The organism is Solibacillus isronensis (genome assembly GCF_023715405.1).
GTDB lineage: Bacteria > Bacillota > Bacilli > Bacillales_A > Planococcaceae > Solibacillus > Solibacillus isronensis_B.
This window is the reverse complement of the sequence record NZ_JAMBOC010000001.1, coordinates 23,482-42,514: the sequence shown is the minus strand read 5'-3', so window position 1 is coordinate 42,514 and position 19,033 is coordinate 23,482. Positions and strand designations below refer to the sequence as shown.

Here is a 19,033-nt window from a genome sequence, read left to right as displayed (position 1 = left end):
TATATGATTACTTTACTCAACGCCTCAACTAGTTAACCACTTTCACTGTTTTCACAATTTCCATCATTTCCTGGATTTTATCTTCAATTTTCTTATTCTCGGAAATAGTCGACAGCTTAACGCCGCCTAAATTAACGATCAGCTCATATTTCTCTTCAGGAAATTTTGTGACAGCAGAAAATCCGAATTGTCCATCCGATTCGAATGTTTTCTCTTCAACAATTTCATTTTTGTTTTCCTGCTTTAACAAGTCATATTGTAACTGACTGTCTTCCGGTTCATTTTGATTAACGAATAATATATAGGAATCTTTACCGTTCAGAATCGTATAATTCAATTCATCGATTCCTTTTTCAATACTATATCCTTTTGGTAAGTATAGTTCTATATGTCCAATCGTTTTGTTTGCTTCATTCGCTTCGTTGCTAAACATTGTTTCAGCATTTTCCATCCCTGCTTGTGCCTGTTCTTCAACTGTTTGACTGCATGCTGATAATATAACAACAAGTGAAGTAAGCAAAAACGCATGTATCCATTTACGACTCATTGTTTTCCCTCTCTTTCAAACGTTCCATCAGTATCATAATAATTTTTCGAGCCGTAATGCAACGATTGTGCTCTACATCCGGTCCGATTGCTCTTTGTTTATTTTAAACAAGATTTGACCGACTAATAACTTAACAATATGTTCAAACATTTCTTTTCGGTCGATTAAATTATTTGAAAAAATACCAACTGCTCCTTGATGATGGCGAATATTTTCGCTATCTGTATAGACGTCCATCACCGGTCCGAGTTCCTTGCCCATACGAAGCTCCTGTGCAATTTCTTCCGGTAAGGCAAATTGAGCTCCTGAGCTGGCAATGACTGTCCCATCCTTCAAAACAGCCGCCCCCCAGTTACAGCAATACATTGTTCCTTCGATTTCATCGACGCCGCCTTCAAGTCCAAATGTTATATCAGCATTTGTAAGCATCATTGTATGACGTGCACGGTTGATCGCCCCTTGTCTCGTTTCTTCATTTGAGAAGGGCTGAATTGATACATCTGAAGGCACTTCCATATTTTCGATTGTGGCTTCAGGGAAATACTGTTTGACAATTGCTTCAACGGCACCTAATTTCGCCTTATTTTTCGATCCGACTGCTACTCTCATTATTTCATCTCCAAGCTATTCGTTTTTAAACGGTCTATACCTATATAAAATAGTTTACCGATTTTTATGTAAGTCACGTTAAACCCATTATCCGCAACTAAAAAACAAGAATGCGATAAGTTCGCATCCTTGTATTATAATATAATATTGGTTTTTTTTATACGTTTGCGCGAATAGATTCGATTGTAGATCGGTCGGCAGTTTGAATTAATTTTACTAACAGTTCTTTAGCAGCTGCATAATCATCCACATGAATAATCGAAGCAGATGTGTGAATATAACGTGAGCATACCCCGATTACAGCTGATGGAATCCCGTCATTTTGAGTGTGTACACGTCCTGCGTCTGTACCACCTTGAGAGACGAAATATTGGTATGGAATATTGTTTGATTCTGCTGTGTCCAGCACAAATTCACGCATACCACGGTGTGTAACCATTGAACGGTCTAAAATTCGTAGTAATGTTCCTTTACCTAGTTGACCGAATTCATTTTTATCGCCAGATGTATCATTCGCCGGTGATGCATCCAATGCAAAAAACAGATCAGGTTTAATCATATTAGATGAAACCGCTGCACCGCGTAAACCGACCTCTTCCATAACATTCGCTCCAGAATAAATATGGCTCTTCACTTCTTGACCGTGAATCTCTTTTAAAAGTTCAATCGCTAATCCACAGCCGTAGCGGTTATCCCACGCTTTTGCCATAATTTTTTTCGGATTGGCCATCGGTGTGAATGGACATACAGGAATAATGGATTGTCCTGGACGTACACCTAAATTCATCGCATCTTCTTTTGAATCTGCTCCGATATCGATCAGCATATTTTTAATATCCATCGGTTTAGAACGTTCCGCATCTGTTAATAAGTGCGGCGGAATTGATGCAATAACACCTGGGATTTCACGGTCTTTTGTATAAAGCGTAACGCGCTGTGCCAGCATAACCTGATTCCACCAGCCGCCAAGTGTTTGGAAACGGATCATGCCGTTTTCAGTAATGGAAGTAACCATAAAAGCGACTTCATCCATATGGCCAGCAACTAAAATTTTTGGCGCTTGTTCATCTTTTGGTTTACGAACACCAAATACGCCACCTAAATTATCCTGGATCACTTCATCAGAATATTTTGCTAATTCCGAGCGCATAAAATTGCGGACCGCACGCTCATTCCCTGGTGCACCAGGCAGTTCTGTTAATGTTTTAAAAAGAGCAAGTGTATCTTGATTCATTCTGTAACACCTCTAAATGTAGATTTGCCTTCATTATACCATAAATTATATGCACTATTTCGACTTTCGAACCTTCTATTATTTTTACTCTATTTTCAGAATATGATAAAGTAAATGTAGTCACTATTTTGAGGAGGTATTTTGAAATGAATTTAAAAGACTTTACAATAGGGGTTGTAACAGGGATGGCAGCTGCTGTCATTGTTAAGGAAATGAGCAATCGTGTCGCACCATTTGCGAACCCAGATCATATTTTAGCTAACATTAAAGATGAATTTAAAAAACATGCACCAATTGATGGTTCTTGGATTTACATGAAAACTGAAAACTTCAGCAATGGCTTTACAGAAACTCCGGTTTACCGTGGAGGTATTTCACGTACAATCAACGGCGAGCCAGAAAACTACGAGTTCGCAGCAGATGCCCGTTCCGGTGCCATTGTAGATATTAAACAAATATAATGTAAAAGATGCGATGACGTAATTTTAGTCATCGTATTTTTTTTGGTTGTGCAGCTATCATTACAGAACAGTCAATCGTTATTCAAATTCTTTCAATTCCTGCTATATTATTAGCTATTATTGCTACACCATTAGTAGGCAATTATATTAAATATGTGTATCCGTACCGTGAAATCCCTTCTTATAATGATAAGCAATATACGAAAAAGATGTTTGAAATGTCCGACGAAGGCGAGCGCCATATCATGTTACAAGGGTTATATTCGGCATTTAATTTAGAGAATATTTTATTACTATGTTCCTTGTTACTAGGCATGTTCTGTTCAGTCGCATCCGGTGAATCCCAGCTTTTCGCCATTCTCATCATTGCTATAATATTAATTACTGTAAACACTCAATATATGCTGAAAGTACGTAATCGATAATAAAAGCACCTGCATCGATAATCATGCAGGTGCTTTCGTGTTTACTTAATTAATGCCGGTTTCGAACGTTCCAGGCTGTCTGTTACTTCCTTGCCTGTTGCATCCCACTGAATCATGCGGTAATACGCATCATGGTAGAAGATAAAACGGTAGCCATTTGACAGCGCTTCTTTCATTAACTTTTCCTTCGCAAATACGCTTGTCATCGGGTAATCATCATATGCCAATACCCAAAGCGGATTTTGGTGGGCATGTGTCGGCATAATATCCGCCATATGTAACGCCACTTCCCCATTTTGTTCAAGGCGAATAATTGCATGCCCTTCACTATGGCCGCCCGTATGGATCATTTTTAAGCCTGGAGCCACTTCCAGCTCCCCTTCATATGTTGAGACTAAATGCTGTACAGGCTCCCAGTTTTCTTTCCAATACGTATTTTTTGAACGGATATTCGGATTGCGCATCTCATCCCATTCAATCTGTGTCGTGTGAATAACTGCATTAGGGAAAACCGGAACAAGCTTGTCCCCTTCCCACTTCGTTAATCCGCCAGCATGATCAAAATGTAGATGTGTCATCAGAATTGCATCAATATCACTTGGCTGTAATCCAGCTTCAGCTAAGCTTTTTTCAATTGTTGATTCTTCGGAAACACCGAAATTGCGCAGTTGCTTTTCATTTAACTTACCAGCACCTACCCCAGAATCGATTAAGTAATTTTTCCCCTCGTATTGAATTAAAATTGGTTCACATGCTAATTCAATTTGGTTCAATTCATTTACCGGATATTTACGAGACCACAGTGCTTTTGGCACTACCCCAAACATAGCTCCGCCATCCAGTGCTGTGACACCCCCATGTAACCATGTCAGTGTCATGTTGTGAAATTCAAATCGATCCATTTCTCCATCCCCCTAAATCGTTATTATTTCGTCTTGTATTGGCATTCTAGTCGATATATTGGTTGACCGAGCTTCGAGAATTTCTCCTCGTATTCTGTCATAATATTATCTTCCGGCATATTCGCATGTAAGTCCAGCGATACATAGTTTAATGCCATACCATACTCGTTCATACTTACGAGTGAATATTCAAAAAGACCACGGTTATCCGTTTTGAAATGGATTTCACCGTTATCAACTAAAATGTTCTCATAAATTTTCAGGAAACCTTCATGTGTCAGGCGACGCTTTGCATGTCGCACTTTTGGCCATGGATCCGAGAAGTTCAGATATACACGGTCCACATCCCCTTTCCCAAAAAACTCTTCCAGCTTCGCACCATCAACTTTTAACAAACGCAAATTCGATGGTTTGTTTGCTGCTTCGATTTTTTCAAGGGCACAGACGATCACACTATCAAATAATTCAATACCGATATAGTTAATCTCCGGATTTTGCAATGCCATCCCTAAAACGAATTGCCCTTTACCCGTACCAACTTCGATATGAATCGGATTGTCGTTGCCGAATGCTTCAATCCACTTGCCTTTATAATCTTCCGGGTTCGGAATAATTACATCAGGATGTTGTTGAATATATTCCGCTGCCCATGGTTTATGCTTTAATCTCACTTACTTATCCTCTTTTCTATTGTGTAGCTGCCTCATATTATAACGGAAAATAGCTTCGTTTGCTTTTATTTTGCTAAATTCCATGCTTTTTTCTGAACAGTTATTTCAATTTCATTTTGACCGGGTGCTAATTTTTGGGTTTCACCGTCTGCATGTGCCATGACCGGTTCCTCAAACATCAACTGTGCATCCGTCGCTGCAAACTGCTCGACTTCCTTCAAAAGTGTATGCTTCCCTAAAAAGACTGTTCCAAAAAGGAATAACAATTTCCATTTCGATAAATTGGAAACGACTGTCAGTTCAAACTGCCCATCGGACGTATTAGATTCTGGGGATAACTTCATTCCCCCTCCAAAATAAGGCTGATTGCTCGCTGTTACAAACCATACGTTTTGAAATTGCTTCTTTTTCCCTGTATGGACAATCGTAAGCTTAAACGGTTTATAAGTAAAAAGAGCGTGAATGACATAATAAGGATAGCTCAGCTTCCCGAGTTTCCATTTATTAAGCGACCTTTTCAGCGTGGACTTGTTCGCGATGTTCGCCACTAATGCATCAAACCCCACACCAAAATTATTGATAAAGTATGTGGTTTTCCCACCTTGTCTCACTACCCCGCAATCATGTGAAGTGCTATTTACTGTGTTTACAAATTGCTCTACTTGTTTGCTCGTTTCGAATGCTTGATACCCCCTGGCAAAATCATTACCAGAGCCTGCCGAAATTGCCCCTAAATAGACATTTTCAAAATGTACTGCACCATTCAGCACTTCATGAATCGTCCCATCACCGCCAATGGCAATTAGACAGACCGGGTTTTCCTTTGTTGCTCGTCCGGCAATATCCTTTGCCAGCAGCTGCGAATGTCCTTCGTATTTTGTCCAATGGATTTGATACGGGATCGCCAACTGGTGGTGAAACTTATGCCAACGCTTAACCCCCTGCCCGTTACCCGCATAAGGATTAATTATAAAATGCACTTCCATTATTTAATCTTCCTTATTTTCCGTATTCCAAATATCCCGATGAAAAGATGTTGTCTGTACTGTATTTAAAATGGCTTGAGCTCCACGTATTTGCATATGCTTCATCGGTGAAACAGAGCGCGATAATTGTCCCATCCATTCAGGGAATTTCCGTTTATCCACAAATGAAACCCCATACATTGTTCCTGGATAATCAATATAGCCATTTCTTGTTAACAATACTTTGCGAATCGGCAGTTCAATATGATTCTGCTGAAAAATCTGCTCGACAACTTTTTCCATCCGGTTTAATTGAATTAAAGGACTTAACACTTTTTTTTCATTTTTTCCGTCCTTCTTTAACCAGAAGCGTTCGCTATTTGCGATATATACCGCCTGACTTTCCTGTTCCAAAACCGTAATACATAGACATTCTGTCGGTGTCATTATAATAATATCCAATTCTATCGGCGCTTTTTTCACACGTAAAATCGGATAATAGAATACTAAGTAATTGTCCGGCAATGTTTGGAGCATGGAACGCAAAAATGTATCACGCATAAACTTCGGATCTACATAAGATTTTTCACGCAATGTCGAGCTTGCCCATTTCATTTGAAAATGAAAAAACTGATCGATGAACATTTTCTTAAGTTCTTCTAATGTTTTTGGCGTATAGACAAGATTCGGTTCAAATGTCAGCGTTGAATCATCTTCCTGATATGGATTTTCTTCTACTGCCCAATCATTGGAGATGGTCACTTTTTCGATATCTTCTTGTTCTTCTTCGATTACTTCTACTTCTTTTTTGAAAGGGAAAAGTTTTTGAAACAGTGATTTTTTCTTCTCTTCCTTTACTTCTTCCTCTATATGTTCCCAACGTTCAATTGCTTCACCAGTCTGCCATTGATACTTTATTCGCTCCCACTGATTTGTCTTTAAGCGAATAAACTGCGTTGGATAGCGTGCCAAGTCAATTTCGTATCGTGAAATATAATCTTGAAGTTTTATTAACTGAGCCATTTTATCTACTCCCTAAGTTCATTCCTAATCTTCATTACGTTATATTTTACAGGTTATCCGCAAAAAAAAATAGCGCCTTGCCGTTAAGCAAGGCGCTATTTTTATTAAATTAAGAATTAAGCTTTAATCCCTTTTGGAATTTTTGTTTCGAATTGTGCTTGTAATTTACGTGTCCATTCACCCGGTGTACCATTGCCGATAACTGTACCGTCAATTTCAATAACCGGAGTTACTTCTGATGTTGTTGAAGAAACGATTACTTCATCCATAGCAAGCAGCTGCTCTTTCGTCATTGCCTGTTCGTTAACAGTAAGACCGATTTCCGCTGCACATTTAATAATTACTTGACGAGTAATTCCGTTTAAAATGAGATTGTTGGCTGGGTGTGTATAGAGTACACCTTCTTTAACTCCGTAAATGTTTGATGATGAACCTTCCGTAATGATTTCATCACGGTGCAAAATTGCTTCATAGCAGCCTTTTTCATATGCTTCCTGTTTTGCAAGAACCGCACCAAGCAAGTTCAGTGATTTAATATCACAACGCAACCAGCGAATATCTTCCACAAATGTAGCCTTTACACCCTTTTCAAAGTTTTCTAATGGGCGTAGATTTTCTTTCGCATTCCCTGTAATCACCGGTTTCACATCATCGCCAGGGAAAATGTGGTTACGAGGGCCGGCGCCACGTGTAATTTGGAAGTAAACATGACCTGTGTCAATATTGTTTGCTTCTACAAGTTGATGCAGTAACTGGTGCAATTTATCTTTTGTATAAGGAATAGTAATGCGGATTTTTTCAGCACTGTCATAAAAACGGTCAATGTGCTCAGTCGCTGTAAACAGTTCTCCATTATATACTTTCACTACTTCATATACACCGTCGCCAAATTGATAGCCGCGGTCTTCCTTGTCCACCAATACTTCTTCATTTTTTACAATTTGATCATTCCATAAACTAAAGCTCATCTCAAATACCACCTTTTTATTAGTTAGTTGCTAAATTTACTATTGCTTCTGCATAAATGGCAGTCGCTTTTATCAAGTTATCAATATCAACAAATTCATCGGCCTGATGGGCAACATCTAGTTCGCCTGGGAACAGCATTCCGAATGCGACCCCTTTTTTCATAACGCGAGCATATGTCCCTCCGCCAGTTGAAAGCGGCTTCGAGTAGTCATTGCTGTATTTGCGATATACTTGCAGCAATGTTTGAATTAATTCATCTTCCTCGCTCACATAATGCGGGACTGAATTGCTTACTACATCTAGTGTAAATGCTTCATGCTGTAATAATGCCTGTACTTTCGTTATTTTTTCTTCAAACGGATACGTTACGGAATAGCGCATACTCACTTCAATTGACGCACCGCGCTCATCAAAAGTTACGATTCCAGGATTTAATGTTGTCGGTCCTGACATGGCATCTTCAAATTGGAAGTCCAATGCGGTTCCAAAATGATCGTTGTCAAAAACACGGACGATAAAATCGATAAACGATTTACTTTGTTTCGTCTCCACAACATTTTGTAAAAATTTCGCTAAATAAACTGCTGCATTTCGTCCCTTTTCCGGTTCCATTGCATGAGCTGATTTACCTTTCACAACAATTATAATCCCATTATCGTTATTAGTGAAAGTACCTTCAACGTCATTTTCTTTTAAATATTTCAGAAAATTCTCACTTGTGCTTTTTTCGGCATATTTTAAAGTAGCGGTTGCTTCATCCGGTACCATATTTGTTCTGCTACCTGCATAGAATGACAGTAATTGCTCATCGCCTGTTCGTTTTTCTTTACATGAGAACGTTAAATGAGCAATACCTTTTTCAGCGTTGATTAGCGGAAAATCTGCATCAGGTGCAAAACCAATTGTCGGCATTTCCTCTTTTTCGAAGTAGCGCGTTACACATTGGAATCCGCTTTCTTCATCTGTACCAATAATCATTCTTACACGTTTTTTCAAAGGGATCTTCGCATCGTGAATCAGTTTCATCGCCAGCCATGCCGCCATTGTTGGACCTTTGTCATCAATCGCACCACGACCGAATAATTTTCCATCTGCCACTTTCCCTTCAAATGGAGGATATGTCCAACTTGCAACATCTCCGGCAGGCACTACATCCACATGGCAAAGTACACCAACAAGTTCCTCACCTTGCCCCATTTCAATATGGCCGGCCATATGATCCACGTTTTTTGTAGTCATCCCTTGCTCTATACCTTTTTGAAGCATATATTCCAATGCTGCTTTCGGACCAGCACCAAAAGGCATTATATCAGAAAAATTATTTTCATCTTTTACACTTTCTATTTGAATCAATTGCTGTAATTCTTGAATAAGCTCTTCTTTTCTTGCTTGAGCCAGTTGTAACCAATCCATTAATACACCTCATTTTTTTAATATTGTTATTGTACTCCTTCTTGTTAAAATTACAATAATCATTCGACAAAATCATTTCATCCTATATTTCTAGGAATATTAAATATATGAATTTTCTGTAAAAATAGTGTTTTTCGTCTCTCATTTCTGGAAATCTGTTTGATTTTCCGCTATAATGTATGTGTCAGAACATCTATTCTGACCAAACTTTCAGAAAAGGGGATGTCTAAGGCAAACTATTAAAGCCTAAGTGCACTCCGCACATATTTTGTCGTCCGCTAGTCTTATGCCATGAGAATTTAAGATCGAAGGAGTGGTTTTTAGAAATGAAGCCAACTACTGATAGAATGCTTAATCGTATTAAAGACGTGTATATGTTTATCCTCAATAAAGGAGAAGTGACTACACAGGATTTAGTCGAAGAGTTTAACATCACTCCTCGCACCATTCAAAGAGATTTGAATGTGTTAGCCTTCAATGACTTGGTAATGAGTCCAAGTCGGGGTAAATGGACAACGACGAAGAAAAAAGTAAAAATGACATCTTAGAATTTTGAAAGCGGCTGATTCTTATTTTGTGAGAAAGGACTAATTGTCCCAACATAACGTAAGGTGTCGATCAGTTACACATGAAATATTATGAACATTGCTGAGTCAGCAAGCGTTCACTTAGTTCTTGACACAAGAACTAAAAGAAGCGAATGCCTTTTCGTCGGGGCATTCGCTTTTCCTTTGTTTATTATTTTGAAGCTAAAAGATCTAGTTCCTGTTCTGTCAGCTCGCGGTATTCACCTAATGCCAACTCTTCATCAAGCTTCAATGTTCCCATTGACTGACGCTTTAAATACGTAACCTTCTTGCCTACCGCCTCAAACATGCGCTTCACTTGATGGAATTTCCCTTCTTGGATCATCAGCTCAATTTCCGATTGCTCGCCAGACACTAATATTTTTAATTCTCCAGGCTTTGTATGATAACCATCTTCCAATGTTACACCTTGTGCGAAGGCTTCGATATCGGCTTCCGTTACTACTCCGTCAATTTTGGCGTAATACCATTTCGGGACATGCTTTTTAGGAGAAAGCAGATTATGTGCTAAATTGCCGTCATTTGTAATTAGCAGCAGCCCTTCCGTATCTTTATCCAAACGTCCGACAGGGAATGGCTCAAAGTGCTGATACTCTGGATCCAGTAAATCAATGACCGTTTGATCGTGGCGGTCTTCTGTAGCTGAAATGACACCCGGCGGTTTATTCATCATTAAATAAATAAACTCCACATATTCCACACGCTCACCAAATACCGAAACATTTTGCTTTTCAGGATTCACATGCATTGCTGAATCTTTTACTGTAACACCGTCCACTGTTACAGCTTTTTGCTTTAATAATAGTTTAACTTCTTTTCTAGAGCCGTAGCCCATATTAGCCAGTAATTTATCTAAACGCATAAAGTCCTCCATGAAAAAAGGGGACGCCTTCGTTACGACGTCCTCATTTTTATTTTACTAATCTTAATTTACGTGCAATTTTTGTGAATTTTTCACCTAATAATAATTGGGCTAACCCTAGTCTATAAGAAATCGCGCCATAAAAAATAGCGCCGACCCCTGCACAAATAATTGCATATAGAAGTGCCAATACTTTCGTTTCAGCCGGAGCAATTGCTGTTAAAACAATATGTGTAATCCATACCGCTAAAGCCATTACAATTGTCAAAATAATAATTAATAGAATACGTCGTAAAACAACAGTTGCATTGTAATTTGTCACTTTCCTCAAGACAAAAATATTAATTGCGATTGTTGCTCCATAGCCAATTGCTGTCGCTAAAATAGCTCCATCAACTGACATAAGATGAATAAGCGGTGTATTTAGTATCGTTTTTGTAAGCAAGCCGACAAGTAAACTGAAGATTACCCACTTTTGATAATTGACCCCTTGTAACATAGCAGCTGTAACTGAAAATAAAGCAAAGAAAATAGCAAGCGGTGCGTAGTGGCTTAATACTTGTGTACCCATTTCACTGAAGGAATAGAAGAAATGATATAAATCTTCCGCTAAAATTGAAATTCCGATCGCTGCCGGTACAGTAATAAACAACAGCACTTGGTACGTTTTATCCATCGCACTATGTACTTGACGCAAATTACCTTCCGTATAAAATTTCGTCACAGTCGGAATGATTGCCATTGAAAAGCCTGTCGCCAAAACAACTGGAATCATAACAATTTTTTGTGTTAACAAGTTAAGCATTGTAAAGTACAGATCATAAATTTCCGCTGGTATTCCACTGGCTGCCATCGCACGGTTAAACGTCAGCAAATCAATAAGCTGGAATAATGAACCACCCAGCCCGACGAACACTACAGGAATCGAATATTTAAAAATTTCTTTGTACATATCCGAATAAGGAAGTCTCTGTTCTCTCGGTGCTACAACCTGTACAGATTTAATCTCCGGACGCAGCTTTTTCCAAAAATAAAACAATGTCAAAAGTCCGCCAAGTGCCCCAATAAATGCGGCAAACACCGAGAAATTAATAGCCGTAATCTCATCACCGTCCATCACATTGACAACGATGAATGCCCCGCCTAGTAAAAAGACGATTCGCACAATCTGCTCGACCAACTGAGAAACAGATGTCGGCAAATAATGTCCGTATCCTTGCAAGTAACCGCGTATCAAACTCATAAACGGCACAACAATTAATGCATAGCTCACCCACTGGATGACATTAGCAACTTGCTCCACAGTAAATGCCTGTTCATCACTATTAATCACTATATTTGCAAGCGGTGTTGCAAGCAGATTCATTAAAATAAACGCTACAATTCCTGTAAGCGTCATCAGTAAAGCACCTGTTTTTACTAGTCTGCGGCCGGCATCAAAATCCCCGAGCGCATTATATTTCGATACGAATTTTGATACTGCTATCGGCAGTCCCGCAATGGCAACACTTAACATAATGTTATAAGGAATGTAGGCGTAATTGTATAAAGCAATATTATCTTCACCTACAATGGCGTAAAACGGGAAAATATAAATTAACCCTAAAAGCTTTGATAGAAACAACCCAATTGTTAATATGGCTGTTCCTTTCATTAATGAAGACATGAAATAACCTACCGTTCTATATGAAATTCTCTCAGTATAACAATTTACTTACAATACGAATTCGTAAAGCAAGTTATTTATTTACATTATTTAACTTCCTTCTTGTGACGGCACTCTCATTAAAAAAGTTCCCGTACATTTCCTTTTACAAGTTTACATGTGAAAGACCATTTACTCAAATAGTTTCTTCACTTCGTGTATAATAAGTAAGAGAAAAATCCGTTGAACGAAAAATTATTGCAAAAGAAAGTGAGAAATTATCTATGTATGATGTAATTGTAATAGGAGGCGGTCCATCAGGATTGATGGCAGCAATCGCCGCAGCCGAGCAAAACAAAAAAGTGCTCCTCCTTGAGAAAGGCTCAAAAGTAGGAAAGAAATTGGCCATATCAGGCGGTGGCCGTTGTAACGTAACAAATCGACTATCAGCGGAAGAAATCATTAAACATATTCCCGGCAATGGACGTTTTTTATATAGCCCCTTTACCGTTTATAATAATGAAGATATTATTGCATTTTTCGAAGGACTTGGCGTGGCATTAAAAGAAGAGGATCACGGGCGTATGTTCCCTGTATCCAACCGCGCACAAGATGTCGTTGATGCACTTGTGAATGAAATGAAACGATTAAAAGTGGAAGTCCGTTTACACACGGCAGTTAATAAATTGCTTTTGGATGATGAAAAAATATATGGTGTACGTTTGGAGAGCGGCGAAGAAATCCGTACAAATGCTGTTGTTGTAGCAGTCGGTGGTAAAGCTGTTCCTCAAACAGGCTCAACTGGAGACGGTTATCCTTGGGCAGAACGAGCAGGTCACACGGTTACTACGCTTTATCCGACAGAAGTTCCTGTGACCTCAAAGGAACCATTCATTCAATCACGTGAGCTGCAAGGGCTGGCTTTACGCGATGCCGCTGTCTCTGTCTTGAACAAAAAAGGAAAAGTTCTTATAACACATCAGATGGATATGCTGTTTACGCACTTCGGCTTAAGCGGACCTGCCATTTTACGCTGCAGCCAGTTTATTGTTAAAGAACAGCTGAAATCTGGCAGCGCGCCCGTACAAGTTCGTATTCAATCATTACCGGAGCATAATGAAGAGACATGCTTCCAAATGTTAAATAAAACAATCAAGGAAGAACCGAAAAAAGCGGTAAAAAACTTATGGAAATCACTAGTTCCAGAACGATGGCTTCTATTTTTAATGGATCGTGCAGGTATTGACGCACAGTTAACAGGCATAGAATTATCTCAGGAGAAGATTCGTAACTTTGCACGTGAACTTGTCGCATTTACGATGGACGTTCACGGTACCCAACCGATCGAAAAGGCATTTGTTACAGGGGGCGGTGTTTCGGTAAAAGAAATAGAACCAAAAACAATGGCCTCCAAGAAAAAACAGGGACTCTACTTCTGTGGTGAGATTTTGGATATTCACGGTTATACAGGGGGTTATAATATTACTTCCGCGCTCGTAACAGGACGAATTGCAGGTATGAGTGCGGGTCAACAGTAACGTTTCTGATTTTAATCGTAAAAATACTAGAACAACTCATCATTCCCTAGTATCATAAGAGGTATGTACACTCAGGAGGATACGGCACGATGAATAATTCTCAAAAAAACCAGACTATGCTTTATTTAGCATCAGATGAGCTAATGCAAACTCATTTATCTTGCACTAAAATAAGCAATCGTAATAAAGATGAATTTACCTTTTCCATTCGTGTTTTTTGTTATGTCGAAAAAAATAACTCCTATGCGAAAAGTGTTCCATTATATTTGATACTCGGCTTAAATAAACAAGGTGTCGGCATGACTTTGGCTGTCGATTTAGTCAATATCCCAAATGTTTGCCCGATGCAATTAAAAAAGATTATTGAACATTTGCAAAAAAGTCCAGCACTATTGCTAATCGTCTGTCAGCAGCTTGATAAAATTGCTTCTTCTTCATCAATTGAAGAGGCCGTGCAAGCAAAACTGGCAAAGCATTTCTTCATTGAAAATGCGCCAAAAGGGATTACTAGCTTTACGACAAACCGTCAGGCAAATGAACTGTACTGGCTCATGCATAAAAATCAAATGATTTCAGATATGGATTCATTTAAATTAGATGGTGAAGGCGGTCATATTGCATTTACTGTTCAGGTTGGCTTTAAACACGATTTTATTATGCAATGCTATGAAGTAGATTGCATGATGCATATGTTTAATGAAGACGAAAAGCTCGGCTATTATTTTGAGCTTTATTTGGATCAGGAAAATTACCATCATCAGCTACTATATGAAACGCTGCCGAATCAGTTCATGGACAACAAAACATTTTTAAATCAGGTTTTGGAAGAAATGAAAAAACGCAACGAAGAACAATACGACGATTATTTGCAGGATTTAATCGAAAAGTTTACAGCGAGCATATAGTAAAAGAGTCAATCCCCAATAACGGGATTGACTCTTTTTTTATACATATAAGTAAATTGCGAAGAACATCGCGACACTGCCGCCCATAACAAATAAGTGCCAAATTGCATGGTTGTATGGAATGCGGTCATTTTTGTAAAAGTAAGTGCCGACCGTATAGGAAAGCCCACCGATTAATAGTGTGGCAAAGCCTGCGATGCCTATATGTGCGAATAACGGCTTGGCAACAAAAATAATAAGCCAGCCCATCCCGATATAAACAAACAGCGACAGTAATTTAAAACGGTAAACAAAAAATTGTTTCAGCACAATACCGATTGTTGCTAGTATCCATTGAACCGCAAAAATTGTCCAACCCAATTTTCCACCAATTGCGACTAATACGATCGGTGTATATGTTCCTGCAATCAATAAAAATATTGAGCTATGATCGAGCTTTTTCAGAAATGTTTTATGTTTCGGCCATGAATGATACATCGTTGAAGCAAAATACAGGCAAAACATTGAAATACCAAAAATAATATAGCTGACAAGCTCTAATGTTGTGCCTTCCTGCTGGGCTTTGTTTACTAACAGCAATGTTGCGGGAATCGTCAGTAATGCGGCAACTCCATGTGTCAGCCCGTTCCAAAATTCTTCCTTTGTACTATATCCACTTTGTTCCATCATGATTTGTGTCATAAAGCCACCTCTTTCATTGTTCAATTATAAAAAATTGTATTTAGTTGTTATAGAAGAACTTGTCATACTTTCCATATGATATTTATCATGGATTTGCTGGAAACTTTCATTTCTGGAGTAATAGCTTTTTAAGGGGGTCTTCCCATAAAAGCTATACCCCCTTCTAACAAAATAAAAAACCCACTGGGAAAAATTTTTTCCAGTGAGTTATTGTTCGTTTTACGATTGAATATGACGAGCGATTTTTTCTGTTAGGCGACTCGTCACTTTTGGCAATAATACTTTAATAGCCGGATTTAATACTGCACCCGAAAGACCGCCAGCAGTTACTTCTACTGTACCTGTCATATATGTACCGCCATCTTTCGGCTCGGCTGTAAATTCACCGCCGCCTTTAATATTATCTGATAGCCCTGTAATTTCAAATTTGATTTTAGAAGGCTCAATCATTTCGATAATTTTAATTTCGATTTCAACTTTTTTCTTTAAGCCTTTAAAGTTCCCTTCGAATGTCCAATGTGATGTTTGGGCATCCAGTTCTTTATGCTCTTTGTAAGCTGGAACTAATACAGCCCATTTTTCAATCTTACTTACGAAATCCCATACTTTTTCCTGGCTAACTGGGATTTGTACTGAATGTGATGCTTGTGCCATGTTGTTACACTTCTTTCTTCAATTCATTAAATGTGAACATTTACTATTCTAGTATTACATAGAATTCGGTTACGCAACATAGTTATTTTTGCTCTTCATGCAATATCAAAATAAAAATGCACGGTGATTTCTTTATGAAAACACCGTGCATTAATTTTATTTCACTTATTATTTAACAACGATATTTACTAATTTACCTGGGATGACAATTACTTTCACAACCGTTTTTCCTTCGATAAATTCTTGTACTTTGCTGTCTGCTAAAGCAACTTTTTCTAACTCTTCTTTAGTAATATCTTTTGCAACCGTTACTTTTGCACGTACTTTACCTAAAACTTGTACAACAACTTCGATTTCATCGTCTACTAGTTTCGACTCATCGAATGTTGGCCATGTTGCATACGTAATTGTGCCTTCATGTCCTAAAATTGACCAAAGTTCTTCAGCAATATGCGGTGCGATTGGTGATAAAAGCTTCACGAAGCCTTTTGCATATTCTGTTGGAATTACTTCCGCTTTGTAGCAATCATTAATGAAGACCATCATTTGTGAAATCGCTGTGTTAAAGCGAATACCTTCATAGTCTTCCGTCACTTTTTTCACAGTTTGGTGATACACTTTTTCCAATGCCGTATCAGAAGAATCCTGAATTTTTGCAGCTAGCTTCCCTTCATCTGTTACGAATAGACGCCAAATACGATCTAGGAAACGACGTGCCCCATCAAGACCGTTCGTGCTCCATGCAACTGAAGCTTCAAGTGGACCCATGAACATTTCGTATAAACGTAATGTATCTGCACCGTGTGAAGCAATAATGTCATCCGGGTTTACTACATTGCCTTTTGATTTAGACATTTTTTCATTACCTTCACCTAGAATCATCCCCTGGTTAAATAACTTTTGGAACGGTTCTTTCGTATGAACAAGTCCTAAATCATAAAGCACTTTATGCCAGAAGCGTGCGTATAGTAAGTGAAGTACTGCGTGCTCTGCACCACCGATATAAATATCGACTGGTAGCCAATGTTTTAATAGTTCCGGATCTGCAAGCGCCTGATCATTTTTCGGATCGATATAGCGCAGGAAGTACCATGATGAACCAGCCCATTGCGGCATTGTATTCGTTTCACGGCGGCCTTTTTTGCCTGTTACTGGATCAACCACATTCACCCATTCTTCAATATTTGCAAGTGGTGATTCACCAGTACCGGAAGGACGGATGTTTGTTGTTTTCGGTAATTCCAATGGCAGCTCTTCTACAGGTATCGTAGTCATTGTGCCATCTTCCCAGTGAATTACTGGAATTGGTTCACCCCAATAACGTTGACGGCTGAATAACCAGTCGCGTAAACGGTAAGTGATTTTCTTTTCCCCTACACCATTTTCCACTAACCAGTCAATAGCCTTCGCAATGCCGTCCGTTTTATTTAATCCGTTTAAGAAGTCCGAGTTAATGTGCGCACCGTCACCAGTGAATGCTTCATTCTCGATGTCTCCGCCTTCAAGTACCGGAATAATTTCTAAATTGAACTCTTTCGCGAATTCATAGTCACGCTCATCGTGTGCAGGAACAGCCATTATTGCACCAGTTCCGTATGTTGCCAATACATAATCCGCAATCCAGATTGGCACTTGTTTGCCGTTAATCGGGTTCACTGCATAAGCACCTGTGAATACACCTGTTTTTTCTTTCGCTAAGTCTGTACGTTCCAGATCAGATTTTAACGATACTTTTTCCAAGTATGCCTCTACCGCTTCTTTTTGCTCTGCAGTAGTAATGTCGGCTACTAATTTATGCTCTGGTGCTAATACACAGTATGTCGCGCCAAATAATGTATCCGGACGTGTTGTGAAAACTTCGAAGTTTTTGTCTGTGTTGGCAACTGTGAATTTCACTTGTGCGCCTTCAGAACGTCCAATCCAGTTACGTTGCATTTCCTTAATTGATTCAGGCCAGTCAACATCAACTAAATCATCGACTAAACGGTCTGCATATTTTGTAATACGCAGTACCCATTGTCGCATCGGACGACGTACTACCGGGTGACCGCCGCGCTCAGAAACTCCGTCGATTACTTCTTCGTTTGCAAGTACCGTACCTAATGTTTCACACCAGTTTACTGCCACTTCATCTACATACGCTAAATCCATTTCCACTAACTTAGTAAAAATCCATTGCGTCCATTTATAATAAGACGGATCAGTTGTGTTAATTTCACGATCCCAGTCATAAGAGAAGCCTAGCTCGTTAATTTGACGTTTGAATGTCGCGATGTTTTTAGCCGTAAATTCAGCTGGGTCATTCCCTGTATCAAGTGCATATTGCTCTGCAGGTAAACCGAATGCATCCCAACCCATTGGATGAAGAACATTGTAGCCTTGCATACGTTTAAAACGAGATAAAATATCTGTCGCTGTATAGCCTTCAGGGTGTCCTACGTGCAGACCCGCACCCGATGGATAAGGGAACATATCCAATGCATAAAACTTTGGCTTATCCATTTCATTTTCAGTTTTGAATGTTTTATTGACATCCCAAAACGTTTGCCACTTTTTTTCAATTTGCTGATGATTAAAACTCACAATAATTCCTCCTTTAAATATATTCTTGCTGTGGTTTATGTATTTTAGGCGCATCATCAATGATTTAACAGAATATTTAAAAAATAAAAAAATCCCGTCCCATCTTATGATAAGAAGGGACGAGAGGTATTTTTACTCCCGCGGTACCACCCAAATTAGTGACGCAGCACTCAGCTTCATTTCTTAACGCGAATACACGGCCATTAGCTACTATTACTTCACTAAAGCAAACTCCGAGGCGAGTTCAACTTGACACTTACCGGCTTCCACCTGCCGCCAGCTCTCTATAAAGTGCGTCCGTTTACTATTCCTCATCACAGTCAATATTATTATTTCATTCATTTTAACGAATTCAACAC

The 19,033-nt window shown here is 38.9% G+C and carries 19 protein-coding genes and 1 other annotated feature; of the genes, 5 read left to right on the top strand and 14 right to left on the bottom strand.

All coding sequences use genetic code 11. The annotated features are described in order from the left end of the window. Nucleotides 1-28 precede the first annotated feature (28 nt). The 3 genes from M3166_RS00220 to M3166_RS00210 all read right to left on the bottom strand — a co-directional run bounded on the left by M3166_RS00220 (nucleotide 29) and on the right by M3166_RS00210 (nucleotide 2,390). Nucleotides 29-547, bottom strand: a complete 519-nt coding sequence (locus M3166_RS00220; protein ID WP_251686451.1) for a hypothetical protein — start codon at nucleotides 545-547, stop codon at nucleotides 29-31. Nucleotides 548-619: 72 nt separating this feature from the next. Next, nucleotides 620-1,156: a DUF84 family protein gene (locus M3166_RS00215; protein WP_251686450.1), complete on the bottom strand. Its 537-nt coding sequence runs from the start codon at nucleotides 1,154-1,156 to the stop codon at nucleotides 620-622. A 157-nt stretch (nucleotides 1,157-1,313) separates the two neighbouring features. Next, on the bottom strand, nucleotides 1,314-2,390 hold the full coding sequence (locus M3166_RS00210; RefSeq protein ID WP_251686449.1) for a M42 family metallopeptidase: 1,077 nt from the start codon (nucleotides 2,388-2,390) through the stop codon (nucleotides 1,314-1,316). 146 nt (nucleotides 2,391-2,536) lie between these two features. Between M3166_RS00210 and M3166_RS00205 the strand changes: the two genes are divergently transcribed. Further along, nucleotides 2,537-2,851, top strand: coding sequence for a PepSY domain-containing protein (locus M3166_RS00205; protein WP_251686448.1), 315 nt, complete (start codon nucleotides 2,537-2,539; stop codon nucleotides 2,849-2,851). Between the two features lie 35 nt (nucleotides 2,852-2,886). After that, complete coding sequence (locus M3166_RS19455; RefSeq protein ID WP_353056562.1) at nucleotides 2,887-3,276, top strand: DUF3169 family protein; 390 nt, start codon at nucleotides 2,887-2,889, stop codon at nucleotides 3,274-3,276. Nucleotides 3,277-3,317: 41 nt separating this feature from the next. On the opposite strand, the gene M3166_RS00200 is transcribed toward M3166_RS19455, so the two are convergent. From M3166_RS00200 to pepV, 6 genes are all read right to left on the bottom strand, one after another. Next, nucleotides 3,318-4,178 (bottom strand): YtnP family quorum-quenching lactonase, encoded by an 861-nt coding sequence (locus M3166_RS00200; RefSeq protein ID WP_251686447.1) that lies wholly within the window; start codon nucleotides 4,176-4,178, stop codon nucleotides 3,318-3,320. A gap of 23 nt (nucleotides 4,179-4,201) precedes the next feature. Then, a complete protein-coding gene (gene trmB, locus M3166_RS00195; RefSeq protein ID WP_251686446.1) occupies nucleotides 4,202-4,849 on the bottom strand; it encodes a tRNA (guanosine(46)-N7)-methyltransferase TrmB in 648 nt (215 codons plus the stop codon). A 65-nt stretch (nucleotides 4,850-4,914) separates the two neighbouring features. Then, a complete protein-coding gene (locus M3166_RS00190; protein ID WP_251686445.1) occupies nucleotides 4,915-5,835 on the bottom strand; it encodes a diacylglycerol/lipid kinase family protein in 921 nt (306 codons plus the stop codon). 3 nt (nucleotides 5,836-5,838) lie between these two features. Next, entirely contained in the window at nucleotides 5,839-6,837 is a 999-nt protein-coding gene (locus M3166_RS00185; RefSeq protein WP_251686444.1) for a nuclease-related domain-containing protein, read from the bottom strand. 116 nt (nucleotides 6,838-6,953) lie between these two features. Next, on the bottom strand, nucleotides 6,954-7,805 hold the full coding sequence (gene dat, locus M3166_RS00180; RefSeq protein WP_251686443.1) for a D-amino-acid transaminase: 852 nt from the start codon (nucleotides 7,803-7,805) through the stop codon (nucleotides 6,954-6,956). A gap of 19 nt (nucleotides 7,806-7,824) precedes the next feature. Further along, entirely contained in the window at nucleotides 7,825-9,219 is a 1,395-nt protein-coding gene (gene pepV, locus M3166_RS00175) for a dipeptidase PepV (RefSeq protein ID WP_251686442.1), read from the bottom strand. A gap of 326 nt (nucleotides 9,220-9,545) precedes the next feature. On the opposite strand from pepV, the gene M3166_RS00170 reads away from it, so the two are divergent. Continuing rightward, a complete protein-coding gene (locus tag M3166_RS00170; RefSeq protein ID WP_008408196.1) occupies nucleotides 9,546-9,767 on the top strand; it encodes a DeoR family transcriptional regulator in 222 nt (73 codons plus the stop codon). Nucleotides 9,768-9,957: 190 nt separating this feature from the next. Here M3166_RS00170 and M3166_RS00165 read toward each other — a convergent pair whose 3' ends face one another. Further along, nucleotides 9,958-10,668 (bottom strand): pseudouridine synthase, encoded by a 711-nt coding sequence (locus M3166_RS00165; RefSeq protein ID WP_251686441.1) that lies wholly within the window; start codon nucleotides 10,666-10,668, stop codon nucleotides 9,958-9,960. 49 nt (nucleotides 10,669-10,717) lie between these two features. After that, the gene (locus M3166_RS00160; protein WP_251686440.1) at nucleotides 10,718-12,334 is read right to left on the bottom strand and encodes a putative polysaccharide biosynthesis protein; all 1,617 of its coding nucleotides are present in this window, start codon (nucleotides 12,332-12,334) and stop codon (nucleotides 10,718-10,720) included. Between the two features lie 263 nt (nucleotides 12,335-12,597). Between M3166_RS00160 and M3166_RS00155 the strand changes: the two genes are divergently transcribed. Both M3166_RS00155 and M3166_RS00150 read left to right on the top strand, forming a co-directional pair. Then, nucleotides 12,598-13,851, top strand: a complete 1,254-nt coding sequence (locus M3166_RS00155; protein ID WP_251686439.1) for an NAD(P)/FAD-dependent oxidoreductase — start codon at nucleotides 12,598-12,600, stop codon at nucleotides 13,849-13,851. An 89-nt stretch (nucleotides 13,852-13,940) separates the two neighbouring features. Then, nucleotides 13,941-14,756: a cysteine methyltransferase gene (locus M3166_RS00150; RefSeq protein ID WP_251686438.1), complete on the top strand. Its 816-nt coding sequence runs from the start codon at nucleotides 13,941-13,943 to the stop codon at nucleotides 14,754-14,756. Nucleotides 14,757-14,795: 39 nt separating this feature from the next. On the opposite strand, the gene trhA is transcribed toward M3166_RS00150, so the two are convergent. From trhA to leuS, 3 genes are all read right to left on the bottom strand, one after another. After that, on the bottom strand, nucleotides 14,796-15,437 hold the full coding sequence (gene trhA, locus M3166_RS00145) for a PAQR family membrane homeostasis protein TrhA (protein WP_251686437.1): 642 nt from the start codon (nucleotides 15,435-15,437) through the stop codon (nucleotides 14,796-14,798). Nucleotides 15,438-15,656: 219 nt separating this feature from the next. Then, the gene (locus tag M3166_RS00140) at nucleotides 15,657-16,091 is read right to left on the bottom strand and encodes a CoxG family protein (RefSeq protein WP_251686436.1); all 435 of its coding nucleotides are present in this window, start codon (nucleotides 16,089-16,091) and stop codon (nucleotides 15,657-15,659) included. A 168-nt stretch (nucleotides 16,092-16,259) separates the two neighbouring features. Further along, a complete protein-coding gene (gene leuS / locus M3166_RS00135) occupies nucleotides 16,260-18,674 on the bottom strand; it encodes a leucine--tRNA ligase (protein ID WP_251686435.1) in 2,415 nt (804 codons plus the stop codon). Between the two features lie 112 nt (nucleotides 18,675-18,786). Beyond that, nucleotides 18,787-19,001: a binding site (T-box leader), on the bottom strand. Nucleotides 19,002-19,033 lie beyond the last annotated feature (32 nt).

Bases quoted from the DNA above. Each gene is read 5' to 3' on its own strand.
- M3166_RS00220 (WP_251686451.1), bottom strand. From the start codon at position 547: ATGAGTCGTAAATGGATACATGCGTTTTTGCTTACTTCACTTGTTGTT.
- M3166_RS00215 (WP_251686450.1), bottom strand. From the start codon at position 1,156: ATGAGAGTAGCAGTCGGATCGAAAAATAAGGCGAAATTAGGTGCCGTT.
- M3166_RS00210 (WP_251686449.1), bottom strand. From the start codon at position 2,390: ATGAATCAAGATACACTTGCTCTTTTTAAAACATTAACAGAACTGCCT.
- M3166_RS00205 (WP_251686448.1), top strand. From the start codon at position 2,537: ATGAATTTAAAAGACTTTACAATAGGGGTTGTAACAGGGATGGCAGCT.
- M3166_RS00200 (WP_251686447.1), bottom strand. From the start codon at position 4,178: ATGGATCGATTTGAATTTCACAACATGACACTGACATGGTTACATGGG.
- M3166_RS00190 (WP_251686445.1), bottom strand. From the start codon at position 5,835: ATGGAAGTGCATTTTATAATTAATCCTTATGCGGGTAACGGGCAGGGG.
- M3166_RS00185 (WP_251686444.1), bottom strand. From the start codon at position 6,837: ATGGCTCAGTTAATAAAACTTCAAGATTATATTTCACGATACGAAATT.
- dat (WP_251686443.1), bottom strand. From the start codon at position 7,805: ATGAGCTTTAGTTTATGGAATGATCAAATTGTAAAAAATGAAGAAGTA.
- pepV (WP_251686442.1), bottom strand. From the start codon at position 9,219: ATGGATTGGTTACAACTGGCTCAAGCAAGAAAAGAAGAGCTTATTCAA.
- M3166_RS00170 (WP_008408196.1), top strand. From the start codon at position 9,546: ATGAAGCCAACTACTGATAGAATGCTTAATCGTATTAAAGACGTGTAT.
- M3166_RS00165 (WP_251686441.1), bottom strand. From the start codon at position 10,668: ATGCGTTTAGATAAATTACTGGCTAATATGGGCTACGGCTCTAGAAAA.
- M3166_RS00160 (WP_251686440.1), bottom strand. From the start codon at position 12,334: ATGTCTTCATTAATGAAAGGAACAGCCATATTAACAATTGGGTTGTTT.
- M3166_RS00155 (WP_251686439.1), top strand. From the start codon at position 12,598: ATGTATGATGTAATTGTAATAGGAGGCGGTCCATCAGGATTGATGGCA.
- M3166_RS00150 (WP_251686438.1), top strand. From the start codon at position 13,941: ATGAATAATTCTCAAAAAAACCAGACTATGCTTTATTTAGCATCAGAT.
- trhA (WP_251686437.1), bottom strand. From the start codon at position 15,437: ATGACACAAATCATGATGGAACAAAGTGGATATAGTACAAAGGAAGAA.
- M3166_RS00140 (WP_251686436.1), bottom strand. From the start codon at position 16,091: ATGGCACAAGCATCACATTCAGTACAAATCCCAGTTAGCCAGGAAAAA.